The organism is Nonomuraea cavernae (assembly GCF_040655715.1).
GTDB classification, from domain to species: Bacteria; Actinomycetota; Actinomycetes; order Streptosporangiales; family Streptosporangiaceae; genus Nonomuraea; species Nonomuraea cavernae_A.
This window is the reverse complement of sequence record NZ_JBFAKL010000020.1, coordinates 22,232-36,170: the sequence shown is the minus strand read 5'-3', so window position 1 is coordinate 36,170 and position 13,939 is coordinate 22,232. Positions and strand designations below refer to the sequence as shown.

Sequence of the window (13,939 nt, the reverse complement as noted above, 5' to 3'; positions counted from 1 at the left end):
GAAAGGATCCCCCCACCATGCGCTGGCACAAGCGTCTGCTCGTAGCCGGAGTGACCGGGGCCATGGTTCTGGCAGCGTCCGCGTGCGCGGGCGGCCAGGTCCGCGGTGCCGGCGGCACACCCCAGCCGAGCGGCAGCACCACGCAGTCCGCGGCCGCGCAGGCCAACGACGCCACGTTCGTCTACGCGCCGAACCTGGACGTCGTGACCGACTGGGACCCGGCGAGCTCGTACTCCAACGAGATCGTCGCCATGTCCAACATCTACGAGGGGCTGACCAGGTACGACGCCGAGTCGCAGAAGCCCGAGCCGCGCCTGGCCACCGAGTGGTCGTCGGCCGCGGGCGGCAAGGAGTGGACGTTCAAGCTGCGCGAGGGGGTCACGTTCCACACCGGGGCGAAGCTCGACGCCGAGGCGGCCAAGAAGGCCATCGAACGCACCATCAAGACGAACGCGGGCGCCGCCTACATCTGGGCCGCCGTCGACAAGATCGACGCCCTCGACGCCTCGACGCTGAAGTTCACCCTCAAGTACGCCGTCCCGCTTGACCTGATCGCCTCCTCCGGCTACGCGGCCTACATCTACGACACGGCGGTCGCGGACAAGCTGGAGAAGGGCGAGATCGACGCCGGCACCGGCCCGTACACCATCGACAGCTGGCAGAAGGGCAAGGAGACCGAGCTCACGCTGAAGGCGTACGAGGACTACTGGGGCGGCTGGAAGCCCGAGCAGTACAGGAAGGTCGCCTTCCGCGTCACTCCGGAGATCACCACGGCCTGGCAGCTGCTGCAGAAGGGCGAGGTGAACTTCGTCCAGCGGCTCAACCCGCAGCTGTTCGAGCAGGCCGGGATGACCGAGGGCGTGCGCGCCGCGCAGCGGCCGTCGTTCCAGAACCTGCTCATGCTCTTCAACACCGCGACCGGCCCGACCAAGGACATCAAGGTACGGCAGGCGCTGCAGCTCGCGGTCGACTACGACGGCCTGACGGCGGCGCTCAAGGGCGCCGGGCAGAAGGGCTCCGGCCTGGTGCCGCAGGGGCTGCTCGGTCACTCCTCGGGCCTGGAGCCCAAGCAGGACCTGCCCAAGGCGCAGCAGTTGCTCGCCGAGGCGGGCTACGGCCCCGACCTCAAGGAGCTCAAGCTGACGCTCACCTACGCCCAGGGCGACGAGGACCAGAAGCTGCTGGTGACGCTGCTCAGCACGACGCTCAAGCAGCTCAACGTGACTCTGCAGGCCAAGCCGATGGCCTGGAACGCGCAGTGGGACCTCGGCAAGAAGCAGGGCCAGGACGTGTTCGTCATGTACTGGTATCCGGACTACGCCGACGCCTTCTCGTGGTTCTACAACGTCTTCAGGAGCGCGGACAAGCCGCAGTTCAACCTCTCCTACCTGAAGGACACCGAGGTCGACAAGGCGATCGACGCGCTGCCGGAGCTGTCCGCCACGGACCCGCTGGCCGCGAGCCAGGCGTACACGGACCTGCAGAAGAAGATCATCCAGGACGAGGCCGCCGTGGCGGTGCCGTACGTGCAGACCTACCAGCGCGCGCTGTCGGCGGACGTGCAGGGCTACACCGACAACCCGGCCTACCCCAACGTGGTCTTCTTCTACGATCTCGCGTCCGCCGGCTGACCGATGCCGCGCTACCTGATCCGCCGGCTCGGCCAGGCGCTCCTGGTCGTGGCCGGCGTGGTGGTGCTCACGTTCGTCATCATGCGGGTGGTGCCGGGCGATCCGGCGGTGGCCTTCGCCGGGCCGAAGGCCACGCCCGAGCAGCTCGCCGCCGCGCGGGAGAGGTTCGGGCTGGACGACTCGCTGCCGGTGCAGCTCTGGAACTACGCCCGGGACCTCGTGACCGGCGACTGGGGCACCAGCCTGCGGACCCGGCAGCCGGTCCGGGACGACCTGTTCCAGGCGTTCCCGGCCTCGCTGGAGCTGGTGGGCGCGGCCCTGCTCCTCGCGATCCTGGTGGGCATTCCGATCGGAGTGCTCGCCGCCCGCTATAAGGCGAAATTTCCAGACTTTGGGGTACGGATCACCAGCATGCTGGCCGTCTCCGTCCCGGTGTTCTGGCTGGCCCTGACCCTGCAGACGGTGTTCGCCGGCCACCTCGACTGGTTTCCCGTCGCCGGGGAGTACGACCGCGCCCTCGACACCACGAGCCCGCTCACCCTGTGGACCAACATCACCGTCGTGGACGCGTTCATCACCGGCAACTGGCCCATCTTCACCAGCACCCTCGAACACCTGGTGCTGCCCACCCTGGTCGTCGCCGCCTACCCCATGGGCGTGATCGCGCAGATGACCAGGGCCGCGCTCATCGAGGAGGCCGGCCAGGACCACACCCGGCTGGAGCGCGCCCTCGGCTTCGGCGAGACGTCGATCCTGACCAGGTTCTCGCTGCGGCCCGCCCTCAGCCCGGTGCTGTCGCTGATCGCCCTGGTCTTCGCGTACGCGATCGTCAACGGGTTCCTGGTGGAGTCGGTGTTCAACTGGCCGGGGCTCGGCAGGTACGCCGTTCAGTCGATCAGCCACTCGGACACTCCGGCGATCGCGGGCGTCACGCTGCTCGTCGCCGTGATGTACGTGCTGGCCAACCTGGTGGTCGACGTCCTGCAGGGCGTGGTGGACCCGAGAGCGAGGACCCGGTGAAGGGGCCGGGCGCTCAGGCGCTGGACGTGCCGCTGCGCCGTACGCTGCCGAGGATCACCGACCGGCTGGCGCTGCTGGGCGCGGCGCTCCTCGCGCTGATCACGCTGGCCGCCGTCCTCGCGCCGTGGCTCGCCCCCTATCCCGCCGACCGGCTGGATCCGGTCCTCGGGCTGACGCCGCCGAGCGCCGAGCACTGGTTCGGCACCGACAGCCTGGGCCGCGACCTGTTCACCAGGGTCATGCACGGCGGGCGTACCTCGTTGTTCATCGCCGTGGCGGTGCTCGTCCTGTCGGCCGGCGTCGGCGTCACGCTGGGAGTCGTCGCCGGGTACGCCGGCGGCTGGATCCGCGACGTGATCATGCGGATCACGGACGTGTTCCTGGCGTTCCCGGCGCTGCTGCTCTCGGTGGCGCTGGCCGTGGTGCTCGGGCCGAGCGTCACCACCGTGATCGTGGCCATCGCGGTCACCTGGTGGCCCTGGTACACCCGGCTGGCCGCGTCGATGGCCGCCTCGATCGCCACGCGCGGCTACGTGGACGCCGCGCGCTGCCTGGGCGTGCCCGCGCCGCTGATCATCCTCAGGCACGTGCTGCCCAACTCGCTCACCCCCGTGCTGGTCCAGATCTCGCTGGACGCGGGCGGCGTCATCCTGATCGCGGCGGCGCTGTCGTACCTGGGGGTGGGAGCGCAGGAGCCGACGGCGGAGTGGGGGCTGATGGTGGGACAGAGTCAGACGCTGTTCACCACGAACTGGTGGGCCGTCACCTTCCCCGGCCTGGCCATCCTGGTGACGGCGTTCGCGTTCAACGTGCTGGGCGAGGGCCTGCGGAGCGCCCTGGACCCCCGGAGCGTACGGACATGATCGAGGTGCGCGACCTCCAGGTGAGGTACGGCGAGCGGACGGTCGCCCGGGTTCCCGAGCTGGACGTGCGCGAAGGGGAGTGCGTGGCGATCGTGGGGGAGAGCGGCTCGGGCAAGTCGACCACCCTGCTGTCGCTGCTGGGCCTCACCGAGGGCGCCCACGTCTCGGGACGCGTCCGGGTCTGCGGCGTCGACGTGCTCCAGGCCACCCCGCGCCGGCTGCGCGAGATCCGTGGCGCCCGGGTCGCCCTGGTCATGCAGTCTCCCCAGGCCGCGCTCAGCCCGGCGACCCGCCTCGGCACCCTGATGCGCCGCGCGCTCAAGCTTCACGGCGTCGGCGGCGGGCGGGTCGAGCAGGTCATGCGGGACGCCGTGGAGGCGGTCATGCTGGAGCACCGGATTCTGCGCCGCTATCCGCACGAGATCTCCGGCGGGCAGGCGCAGCGGTTCGCCATCGCGCTGGCCATCGCGCTCGGCGCCGAGGTGATCCTGGCCGACGAGCCCACCAGCGCCCTCGACGTGACCGTGCAGGCCGAGGTGGTGGGCGTGCTGCGGCGGCTGCGCGAGGAGCGCGGGCTGGCCCTGCTGCTCGTCTCGCACGACCTGGCGCTCGTCTCGACGATCGCCGACCGGGTGCTGGTCATGAAGGACGGCGAGGTCGTGGAGGCCGGTCCGGCGGCCGTGGTGCTCGCGGAGCCGTCCCATCCCTACACCCGCGAGCTGCTGGAGGCGCTGCCGTGACGATGCTCAGGGCGGAGGGCGTGACGCTCGGCTACGGCGGGACGCCGGTCGTCCACGACGTCAGCCTCGACATCACCGAGGGCGGCGTCGGCCTGATCGGCGAGAGCGGCTCGGGCAAGACCACGCTGGCGCGCGCCTTCCTCGGCCTGCTGACCCCCATGTCCGGAAATATCTGGTACGGCGACCAAACGCTGAAAAAAGCTGACCAAAGGCGGTTCCGTAAAGACGTCCAGCCCGTCTTCCAGGCCGAGGCCCTCGACCCCAGGATGCGAATCGGCGGCTCGGTCGCCGAAGGGCTGCCCAGAGACGAGCGGCACCGGGTGCCCGAGCTGCTCCGCCAGGTCGGCCTGGACCCCGAGCTGGCCGAGCGCAGGCCCCACCAGCTGTCCGGCGGCCAGCGCCAGCGCGTGGTGATCGCCAGGGCACTCGCGGTCGGCCCGCGGCTGCTCATCCTGGACGAGCCCACCAGCGCGCTCGACGTCACCGTCCAGGCGCGGATCCTCGACCTGCTCGCCTCGCTGGACACCGAACGCCTGCTCATCACGCACAACCTGGCCGTGGTCGGCAGGCTCTGCCGCACCTCGCACGTCCTGTTCGCGGGCCGCGTCGTCGAGGCCGGGGCCACGGCCGAGCTGCTCGACCGCCCGGCCCACCCCTACACCCTCGCGCTCCGCGACGCCGTACCGAAGCTGGGCGGGCGGCCACCCGTGGCGCGGGGCCGGACGGAGGCCAGGCCCGCCGAGACGGGCTGCGCGTTCCGGCTGCGCTGCCCGCTGGCCGTGGCGGCCTGCGAGCGGGCGCCCGCCCTCCGGGAGACGGCGGGCCGTCAGGTGGCCTGCCACCGCGCGGAGGACGTACTGGACGGTTTGAGCGGCGTTCGGGAACGGGAGGACGTGCCGGACGGTTGAGCGGCCCTCAGAGGGCCTTCAGCCCGTTGATCACCTCGAGCAGCACGGAGGCGTCGGGCGCGGGCGGCGGCAGCTCGACCTGGACGAGCTGCTGCGCGTGCAGGTCGCCGACCAGCACCCGCACCACGCCGATCGGCAGGTTGAGCTCGGCCGCCACGTCGACGAGCCGGGTCGGTCTCGTGCACTTCTGCATGATGATCAGATGCTCGGGGCCGAGGCCGGCCGGCGGGGTGAGCCCCCCGGACGTGATGATCACCGCGATGAGGTCGATCGACTCGCTCGCGGGGATGGTACGGCCCTTGGTCAGCAGGTAGGCGGGGACGATCGGCCCGGCGGCCTCGTCCAGCCAGCGCTCGTCACTCACCCTGCACCACCCGCATGGGACGCCCAGACTCCTTGGTGGGTTTCGTGGTGGGCTCCGTCGGCTCGGCAGGCGGAGCGCTCACGTGTTCTGCCGGGATCAGCACGATGGCGGTGGTCCCTCCATATGGTGAACCGCGCAACGTTACGCGGATGTCATGCCTGGCGGCCAGGCGGGAGACGACGAAAAGGCCGAGCCGGTCACTGTCGGCCAGGTCGAACTCCGGTGGGCTGACCAGCCGCTCGTTGTAGTCGGCCAGCTCCTCAGAGCTCATCCCGAGCCCGCGATCCTCGACCTCGAAGGCGAAGCCGCGGGCCGCCACCTCGCCGCGCACGTGGACCGTGGTGTGCGGCGGCGAGTAGACGGTGGCGTTCTCGATGAGCTCGGCGATCAGATGGATCATGTCACCTACGACCGGTCCGGCCAAACGGTGGCCGGGCATCGGTTCGATGACGACCCGCTGGTAGTCCTCGACCTCGGCGGTCGCGCCGCGCGCGACGTCGAGCAGCGACACGGGCTTGCTCCAGCCACGGCCGGGTGTGGCGCCGGACAGGATGATCAGGCCTTCGGCGTGGCGGCGCATCCGGGTGGTCAGGTGATCCAGGCGGAACAGGTCGTCGAGGTCGTTCGGGTCGGTGGCCCGGTGCTGCATCCCCTCCAGCTGGATGCGCTGGCGGTGCAGCAGGGTCTGGCTACGCCTGGCCAGGTTGCGGAAGACGTGGCCGACGCCGTCGCGCAGCTGCGCCTGGCCGACCGCGGCCTCGACGGCGGTCTGCTGGACGGTGGAGAAGGCCTGGCCCACGTCGTCGATCTCGGTCGTGGTGCTGGCCACCGACAGCTCGGGCACCTCGATGGCCTCGCCCCTGCGCAGCTTCGCCACGACCTCCGGCAGACGTTCCTCGGCCACTTCGAGCGCGGCCAGCCGCAGCGCGCCCAGTTCCTTCGACAGCCGGGTGCCCATCCGCAGCGAGAACACGATCGACACGATCACCAGCACGAAACAGGTGCCGGCCAGGACGAAGGCGCGCGTGAGCACCGAGTCGGCCACCGGCTCGGCCCGCTCGGACAGCAGCGCGCTGGCCTGCATGTGGGCGTCCTGGAAGGCCTTGCCCAGCTCCTCGGTCGTGCTGAGCCAGGCGCGCGGGGTGCTGCCCGCGCTGATCTGGTCCTCCATCAGCCGCATGCGCTGGTAGGCGGGTGAGGTGATGATCGAGACCTGGGTGTTGCGCAGGCCGGGGTCGAGCTCGGTCAACGCCTGGTCGATGAGGAATCGGCGGTTGCCGACCAGCTGGGTGAACAGGCGGCGCTCGACCTCCGTGGTGGGCCCGGCGGCGATGGCCTGCTCCCGGGTCAGCAGCTCTCTGGCGTAGCTGAGATCGATCACGACGCGCGACTGCTCGTAGATCGGGATGTCGTCGATGAACGCGACGTGCCGGTGCAGGCCGAACAGCGCGTCGGTGACGCCGTTGTACGCCTCGATCGCGTGCATGCGGTCGGACAGGCCCGCGTCGATCTCGCCTCTGAACACGTCGAGCCGGTTGAGCTGCGTGAGCACCGCTTCCACCTGGGCGCGGATCTCCTCGGAGGTGTCCATGGAGCGGCTGGAGAGCTGCCGGAACCGATCGCCGGCCGTGTTGGTGCGGGAGCGCTGCGCGGTGAGGGCGGTTTCGCCGATCGAGCCGTCGGATCGGAGCAGCTTGACGGAGGCCAGACGTTCGCGCTGGAGTTCGGCGGTGAGCTGGTAGGCGGGATGACGAAGGTTGGTCCAGAATGTCTTGTACTGGCGTAATTCAAGGCTCTCGCCTGCCGTGACGACTGTGAGGACACCCCACAGCACCACCATCGAGGCGAGTGGGACCAGCAGGAGACCGATGATCTTCATGCGGATCGTGCGGCTGCGACCCATGGCACCTCTTCCGGTCGGTCCCCTGCACGTGAACCCCGGACGGGACGATCTCGGCTAGCGGGACGAGGATAGCAATTCGATCTCCGGAAGTCCTAATTTTTCAGGACTTTTGAGTACTCCATTATGATCTTGCAGTAGGTTTCGCCTACATCCGGTCACAGAGGGAGATGCGTTGCGCCGTCGTCTTGTAGCGGTTGCCGCGCTGGTGCTCTCCATCGCGGCCTGCTCAGCCCCCGCCGAGGTCGCGCAGGCGCCGAAGGCGGAGTCGGCGTTCGTCATGGTGCAGAATCTCGACGTCATCACCGAGTGGGACCCCGCCACCTCCTACTCCAACGAGATCATCGCCCACCAGAACATCTACGAGACCCTGACCGTCTGGAACCCGGTGACCAAGAAGGCGAGCCCCCGCCTGGCCACCTCGTGGCGCTCGTCCGGCGACGGCAAGGTCTGGACGTTCACCCTGCGCTCCGGCGTGACCTTCCACACCGGCAGGCCCTTCGACTCGGCGGCGGTGAAGTCGTCGATCGAGCGCACGATGAAGCTCGGCGAGGGCGCCGCCTACATTTGGGACGCCGTGTCCGGCATCAAGGCCGACGACCCGCTGACCGTGACGTTCACCCTGAAGTATCCGGTCCCGCTGGACCTGGTCGCCTCCGCCGGCTACGCCGCCTACATCTACGACACCCAGGCCGCCGCCGACCTGAGCACGTGGTTCAAGGCCGGCAGGGACGCCGGCACCGGCCCCTACACCGTCGCCTCCTGGGCCAAGGGCAAGGAGGAGGAGCTCACGCTCACCTCGTACCAGGACTACTGGGGAGGCTGGGAGGGCCCGCACTACGGCACGGTGAAGTACCGCGTCGTGCCCGACGAGGACCGGGCCTGGCGGCTCCTGCTGCGCGGCGAGGTCAGCTTCGTCGACCGGCTCAGCCCGCGACTGCAGGCCAAGGCCGAATCCAACCCCGGCGTGCGCACCTCGCGGCGGCCGTCGTTCCAGACCGCGATGCTGCTGTTCAACACCGAGAGCGGGCCGATGGCCGACCTCCGGGTACGGCGGGCGGTGCAGAAGGCCATCGACTACCGGGGCGTCATCAAGGCGCTCAGGGGCGCGGCCTCGCCGGTGAGCGGCGTCATCCCGGAGGGCCTGTTGGGGCACGTGCCCGAGCAGCTGCCGGAGCAGGACCTGGCGGCCGCGACCCGGCTGCTGGAGCGGGCCGGCTACGGCCCGGCCGGGCGGCCGCTACGGCTCAGCCTCACCTACGCCGAGGGCGACACCGACCAGGAGGTGCTCGCCACCCGGCTGACGGAGACGCTCAAGGAGCTGAACGTCACGCTGGAGACCCGGGCGATGCCCTGGCTCGAACAGTGGGATCTGGGCAAGAAGCGCGGCCAGGACATCTTCCTCATGTACTGGTGGCCCGACTACGCCGACGGCTACTCGTGGTTCGGCAACGTCTTCCGCAGCGAGTCGCCGACGGTCTTCAACCTGGCCTACCTCAACGACCCGGCCACGGACAAGCTGGTGGACACGCTGCCCCAGCTCTCGGTGACCGACCGGAGCGCCGCGCAGCGCGGCTTCGCCAGGGCGACGACCCGGGTGCTCGACCAGAAGGCCGCCGCGGCCCTGCCCTGGGTGGTCAACTATCAGCGGGCCTTCCTCGGCGGCATCCAGGGCTACGACGACAACCCGGCCTACCCGGACGTGGTATTCGTCCATGGCCTGCGGCCGTCGGGCTGATCGGGCTGAGGCTGCTCGACGCGGCTGCGCAGCCGCTGCCTGATCTCTTCGGGGGTGTAGGCCCGGCGGCGGCGTTCGGCCCGCGCGATCGCCACGCCCGTCGCCGCGACCCCCGCCATCCCGGCCAGACCGAGTATCTTCCACCAGCGCATGTGCCTAGGCTAGCGGTGTGCTGACTCTCGACGAGGCCGTCAACCTGACCAGGACGGGCGATCTGTGGGTCTTCCGCGGGCGCTCGGTGCCCGACCGCGCCATCCAGACGATGACCAACAGCCCGGTCAACCACGTGGGCATGGCGATCGTGGCCGAGGACCTGCCACCGATGATGTGGCACGCCGAGCTCGGCAGGTCGCTGCCCGACCTGTGGTCCGGCGACCACCACCGCGGGGTCCAGCTGCACGACCTGCGCGACGCGGTCACCGTCTGGGCCAACCGCTACGGCCAGCGCGCCTGGCTGCGCCAGCTCGAACCCGAGGCGACGTCCGAGATGGAGGACGCCGCCCTGCGCACGGTGGCCCGGCTCGACGGCACCCCGTTCCCCAGCACGGCACGGCTGGCGGCGCGCTGGGCCCGCGGCCGCGTCCCCCGCATGCGCCGCCGCATCAGCGAGCACACGCTGGAGCGCGCCTACTGCGCCGAGGTCGTGGCCGTCACCTACGAGGAGATGGGGCTGCTGCCGGCCGGCCGCCGCCCCAACTGGTACGACCCGGGCAGGTTCTGGAGCGGCGACGACCTCGGCCTGCTGGGCGACCACAAGCTGGGCAACGAGATCACCGTGGGCGTCGAACGGGCTAGTTGAGCCTGTTGCGCAGCGGCACGTCGCGGATGATCGCCCAGCTGAGCGCCAGCCCGAGGACGAACGCCACGAGCCCGGTTCCGATCGCCACCCCAGGCGTGGACGACAGGTCCACCCCGAGCTTGAGGTCGCCCAGCGGCAGCCCGAACTCTGCGCCCACCGCCCCCGCGGTGAGCACGATCAGGCCGACGCCGAGCGGGATCGACAGCAGCAGGCCGCCGATCCGCCAGCGGTAGTACGCGGACGCGATGAGGATCCCGGCGCCGGTCCAGGCCAGGAACTCCGTCAGGCACTCGACGAAGACCAGCGGCACCTGTGTGGGCTCGGTGAACAGGTGGGGTAGTTCGAGCGCCTGCGGCCAGCCGACCAGGCCGTAGAGGAGCCACTCCAGCAGATAGCCCGCCACCATGAGCAGCGCGTAGAACCCGGAGAGCAGCAGCGCGCTGACGGCCGCGTGCAGGCCGAAGACGCGCCGGGTCTGCCCGTGCGCGAGGTACATCGGCATGAACCGGGTCACCAGCGACACCCCGACGGACAGCACGAACCAGCGGGGCACCTGCATGGCCTGCTCCCACACGCTCTGCGTGAGCGTCCCGAAGGTCGCGATGGCCACCGTGATCGCGACGACCAGGACGTAGAAGCCCGCCCAGACCATCGCCCCGAAGAACGACAACGCCGTCAGCAGGCGGCTGGGGAACCTCATCGGGGGCCTCCGGTCAGATGGATGAACAACTCCTGCATGCCGACGGGGCCGAGTTCGAGACCTGCCGCCGCGGCCTTCTTGCGCTGGGCGTCGTCGAGCTCGCCGTACACCATGGCCGAGGAGGTCGGGCCGAGCCGCCTCTGATCGAGCACGGTGAGCCCGGTGGTGAACGCCTCGACGTGGGCCGCGGGGCCGATGATCTCGGTCCCCCTGGACAGCAGCGTCTCGCTGTCCTCGTGGGCCACGAGCCGCCCCTGGTCGATGATCACGACGTCCTCGAACAGGGGGCCGAACTCCTGGATGAGGTGGGTCGACATGATGATCGTGCGCGGGTTCGCCAGGTAGTCGGCCAGCAGCGCGTCGTAGAACGCCCGGCGGGACGGGGCGTCCATCCCGAGATAGGACTCGTCGAACATGGTCAGCGGCGCCCGGCTCGCCAGCCCGATCACCACGCCCATGGCCGAGCGCTGCCCCTTGGACATGGCCTTGACGCTCATCTTGGGCCTGAGCCCGAACAGGTCCATCAGCGACCGGGCGTAGCCCGCGTCCCAGCGGGGACGCAGCCATTCGGCGAAGTAGAGGGCGTCCTCGGCGGTGCCCAGATCGACGGTCTCCCCGGCATCACGGATCAGGCTGACGTCGCGGGTGACGGCGCCGTTCTCGAACACCGGCCGCCCGTCGATCCGTACGGTGCCCGCCGACTGCCTGCGAAAGGCGGCCAGCACCGACAGCAGGCTCGTCTTGCCCGAGCCGTTCCTGCCGAGTAAACCGTGGATCTTCTCGCCCTCCAGCGTGAAGCTGAGCCGGTCGAGCGCCGTGACGTCGCCGTAGCGCAGGACCAGATCCTTGACCTCGATCCTCATGACTCCAACTCCTTGATGCGCCGGATGACGTCGTCCAGCGGGATGCCGATGGTCCTGGCTTCGGTCACCATCGGGTCGACCACGTCGGCGAAGAACGACCGCCTGCGCTCGGTCCTGAGCGCGTCTCTGGCGTCGGGGCTGACGAACATGCCGATACCTCGCTTCTTGTAGAGCACGCCCTCGTCGACGAGGTGCTGGAAGGCCTTGGCGGCGGTGGCCGGGTTGATCCGGTAGAAGGCGGCGTACTGGGTGGTCGACATCACCTGCTCGTCGCCCTTCAGCGTCTCGCTCAGGACGTCGGCTTTGATCCGTTCCGCGATCTGCCGGTAGATGGGGCTCCGGTCGTCGAACATGACACCTGCTTCTATGGTTCATTGCTTCACTAATGAACCATAGAAGACCGGTGGGCCCCCGTCAACGCGGGAAGGGCCTGGCGAGGCCCGCGCAGGGGCCCACCGGTCGAGGCGTCACCGCTGGAGGGCCTTGACCTCCTCGGGGCCGAGGGCAACGGGCCAGGCTTGGACGTCACTGATCTGGCCGGGGAAGAAGTCGGTCCTGGCCCCGTTCCACTTCCCGTGCCCGATGGCCAGGGGGCCGGTGGCGCTCCACGCGTTGGCGACCGTGACCGGGGCGCCGGCGGGCGCACCGTCCACATAGAGGCGGACGGTCTTGTCGGTGGCGTTGTAGACACCGGCGAGATGCGTCCAGCCGGTGGTCGGAGGGGCCGTTCCGTACGTGCTGGTGTTGTTCGCGGGGTTGGCGACGTCGGCGCTCATGCGGGTGAACCCCCAGGCGTTCACGCTCTTGGAGTACTGGAGGTAGAAGCCGCTCTGCTGGACGCCGTCCTGGCTCACCGCGGTGACATTGCGGGCCGGCGTGCCCGCGAGCTTGACCCAGGCGGACACGGTGAAGCTCCTGGAGGTGTCGACGACGGGCCCGGTCGCGGTCGCGCAGGACCGGCCGCCGTCGAACTGGGCCACGGTCCCCCGGGCCGCGTCGTTCGCCCACGTCACGCCGGAGGCGCAGGCGGCGTGGGCGGCGTTTCTGGAAGCGTCCTTCACCGTGGTCCCGGCGCCGTCGTCGAGCTTCCACCGGCCGGTCGGGCCGGTCGGGAGGCTCCAGCCCTGAGCCAGGGCCGGGCCGCACTCCCGGACTTCGAGCCGGCTGCCCGTCGAGGGGACCTGCAGGCACTTGGCGCTCGCGAGGTGGTAGAGCTGGGCCATCTTCACGGTGGCGGACTGGGCGGCGGCTTCCACCCGCCACTGCTGGTCGCTCGCGCCGCTCACGCAGGTACGCAGCTCGGTCTTGCTCCCCGCCGTGCTGCCGAGCACGGTGAGGCACTTGCCGAGCGCCCGGACGGTGCCGTCGGTGGCCAGGGTCCAGGTCTGGGCGCCGGTGCGGTTGCAGGCGTACTGCTGGACGGCGGTTCCGTCAGCGGTGCCGGCGGCCGCGACGTCCATGCACTGGTCGTTGTGGTTGGTGATCGCGCCGATCGCGTTGACGAGGGGAGTGGTCGCCTTGAACACCCGCACGTAGTCGATGTACATCTTGCTGGGAAAAGGTGTGGTCTCGTCTGGCGGGCCCGGCCAGTCGCCACCCACGGCGAGGTTGAGGATCAGGTAGAAGTCCTCGACCAACGGCCATTTCCGTCCCGACCGCTCGATGGCGTCCTTGTAGAGGGTGTGGTACGAGACGCCGTCGACCGAATAGTTGATGTGATCGGGATACCAGTCGGCCGCGAACAGGTGATAGTCGTCGGCGAACTTCCCGCTGGGCAGGGTGTAGGTGCCGTTCAGGTGGAGGTCGTCGGTCCCGTGCAGCGCGCTGTGGGCCCTGCCGGCCTCGCTGCCGCGGTTGCCGATCTGCTCCATGATGTCGATCTCGTTCACCCGGGTTCCGGTGCCCTTGGCCCAGAACGCGGGCCAGAGCCCTCGTCCGTCCGGCACCTTGATCCGGGCTTCGAACCGCCCGCCCTGCTGGGAGAACGTGCCGTAGGTGTCCAGCCGGGCCGAGGTGGCGGCGCAGACGGCCGGGCTCTCCTGGTTGGGGCAGCGCAGGTTCGGATCGGTGTTCTTGTACGCCGTGATGACCAGGTTGCCGTTGCCGTCCAGCGAGGCGTGTTTCTGGGCGGCGCCGCCGGGATCGCCGAGCTTCACATAGCGCTCAAGCTCGTTGTTGCCGACGCCGCCCTCGTAGAAGTTCCACTTGTCGGCCCGCGGCAGTGTCCCCGCCGCCCCGGAGAACTCGTCCGACCAGGTCAGCTCCCAGGTGGTCGGGCCGCTGGAACGACTCTCCACCCAGGTGCTGACAGCTTCCGCGCGCCGTGCCGTTATGAAGACCATCGTGGCGGCCAACACGACGGCCATCGTTAAGCCGAGACCGCGCCTGCCATGACTTATATACATGATCGGGG

General features: G+C 69.8%; 14 protein-coding genes. 7 read left to right on the top strand and 7 right to left on the bottom strand.

Features of this window, described 5'->3' with window-relative positions; translation table 11 throughout:
- The first annotated feature begins 17 nt into the window (after positions 1-17).
- The 5 genes from AB0I38_RS26635 to AB0I38_RS26615 are packed head-to-tail and all read left to right on the top strand — an operon-like array spanning position 18 to position 5,162.
- Positions 18-1,631 carry an ABC transporter substrate-binding protein gene (locus AB0I38_RS26635; RefSeq protein WP_358475615.1) on the top strand — a complete coding sequence of 538 codons (1,614 nt, stop codon included), beginning with the start codon at positions 18-20 and terminating at the stop codon, positions 1,629-1,631.
- Between the two features lie 3 nt (positions 1,632-1,634).
- On the top strand, positions 1,635-2,651 hold the full coding sequence (locus AB0I38_RS26630) for an ABC transporter permease (protein WP_358475594.1): 1,017 nt from the start codon (positions 1,635-1,637) through the stop codon (positions 2,649-2,651).
- A complete protein-coding gene (locus AB0I38_RS26625; protein ID WP_358475584.1) occupies positions 2,648-3,514 on the top strand; it encodes an ABC transporter permease in 867 nt (288 codons plus the stop codon). The genes AB0I38_RS26630 and AB0I38_RS26625 overlap by 4 nt, the downstream gene beginning before the upstream one ends.
- Positions 3,511-4,254: an ABC transporter ATP-binding protein gene (locus AB0I38_RS26620; RefSeq protein ID WP_358475570.1), complete on the top strand. Its 744-nt coding sequence runs from the start codon at positions 3,511-3,513 to the stop codon at positions 4,252-4,254. The genes AB0I38_RS26625 and AB0I38_RS26620 overlap by 4 nt, the downstream gene beginning before the upstream one ends.
- Before the next feature lie 2 nt (positions 4,255-4,256).
- A complete protein-coding gene (locus AB0I38_RS26615) occupies positions 4,257-5,162 on the top strand; it encodes an ABC transporter ATP-binding protein (RefSeq protein WP_358477214.1) in 906 nt (301 codons plus the stop codon).
- A gap of 7 nt (positions 5,163-5,169) precedes the next feature.
- Here the strand turns inward: AB0I38_RS26615 and AB0I38_RS26610 are convergent, their stop codons facing one another.
- Together AB0I38_RS26610 and AB0I38_RS26605 are read right to left on the bottom strand one after the other, a co-directional pair.
- Positions 5,170-5,526, bottom strand: a complete 357-nt coding sequence (locus tag AB0I38_RS26610; RefSeq protein WP_358475560.1) for a DUF742 domain-containing protein — start codon at positions 5,524-5,526, stop codon at positions 5,170-5,172.
- The gene (locus tag AB0I38_RS26605) at positions 5,519-7,429 is read right to left on the bottom strand and encodes a sensor histidine kinase (protein WP_358475553.1); all 1,911 of its coding nucleotides are present in this window, start codon (positions 7,427-7,429) and stop codon (positions 5,519-5,521) included. Before AB0I38_RS26605 ends, AB0I38_RS26610 begins: the two co-directional genes overlap by 8 nt.
- A gap of 172 nt (positions 7,430-7,601) precedes the next feature.
- On the opposite strand from AB0I38_RS26605, the gene AB0I38_RS26600 reads away from it, so the two are divergent.
- Positions 7,602-9,164, top strand: coding sequence for an ABC transporter substrate-binding protein (locus tag AB0I38_RS26600; protein WP_358475533.1), 1,563 nt, complete (start codon positions 7,602-7,604; stop codon positions 9,162-9,164).
- Here the strand turns inward: AB0I38_RS26600 and AB0I38_RS26595 are convergent.
- Positions 9,119-9,316 carry a hypothetical protein gene (locus tag AB0I38_RS26595; protein ID WP_358477301.1) on the bottom strand — a complete coding sequence of 66 codons (198 nt, stop codon included), beginning with the start codon at positions 9,314-9,316 and terminating at the stop codon, positions 9,119-9,121. The two genes, AB0I38_RS26600 and AB0I38_RS26595, sit on opposite strands and share 46 nt — an antisense overlap.
- A gap of 20 nt (positions 9,317-9,336) precedes the next feature.
- On the opposite strand from AB0I38_RS26595, the gene AB0I38_RS26590 reads away from it, so the two are divergent.
- Positions 9,337-9,963, top strand: coding sequence for a hypothetical protein (locus tag AB0I38_RS26590; RefSeq protein ID WP_358477205.1), 627 nt, complete (start codon positions 9,337-9,339; stop codon positions 9,961-9,963).
- On the opposite strand, the gene AB0I38_RS26585 is transcribed toward AB0I38_RS26590, so the two are convergent.
- From AB0I38_RS26585 to AB0I38_RS26570, 4 genes are all read right to left on the bottom strand, one after another.
- A complete protein-coding gene (locus AB0I38_RS26585) occupies positions 9,956-10,663 on the bottom strand; it encodes a hypothetical protein (protein ID WP_358475518.1) in 708 nt (235 codons plus the stop codon). The two genes, AB0I38_RS26590 and AB0I38_RS26585, sit on opposite strands and share 8 nt — an antisense overlap.
- Positions 10,660-11,526 carry an ABC transporter ATP-binding protein gene (locus AB0I38_RS26580; protein WP_358475511.1) on the bottom strand — a complete coding sequence of 289 codons (867 nt, stop codon included), beginning with the start codon at positions 11,524-11,526 and terminating at the stop codon, positions 10,660-10,662. Before AB0I38_RS26580 ends, AB0I38_RS26585 begins: the two co-directional genes overlap by 4 nt.
- Positions 11,523-11,879 carry a GntR family transcriptional regulator gene (locus AB0I38_RS26575; RefSeq protein WP_358475507.1) on the bottom strand — a complete coding sequence of 119 codons (357 nt, stop codon included), beginning with the start codon at positions 11,877-11,879 and terminating at the stop codon, positions 11,523-11,525. The genes AB0I38_RS26580 and AB0I38_RS26575 overlap by 4 nt, the downstream gene beginning before the upstream one ends.
- 114 nt (positions 11,880-11,993) lie before the next feature.
- Positions 11,994-13,823 (bottom strand): LamG-like jellyroll fold domain-containing protein, encoded by a 1,830-nt coding sequence (locus tag AB0I38_RS26570; RefSeq protein WP_358475496.1) that lies wholly within the window; start codon positions 13,821-13,823, stop codon positions 11,994-11,996.
- Positions 13,824-13,939: the final 116 nt, after the last annotated feature.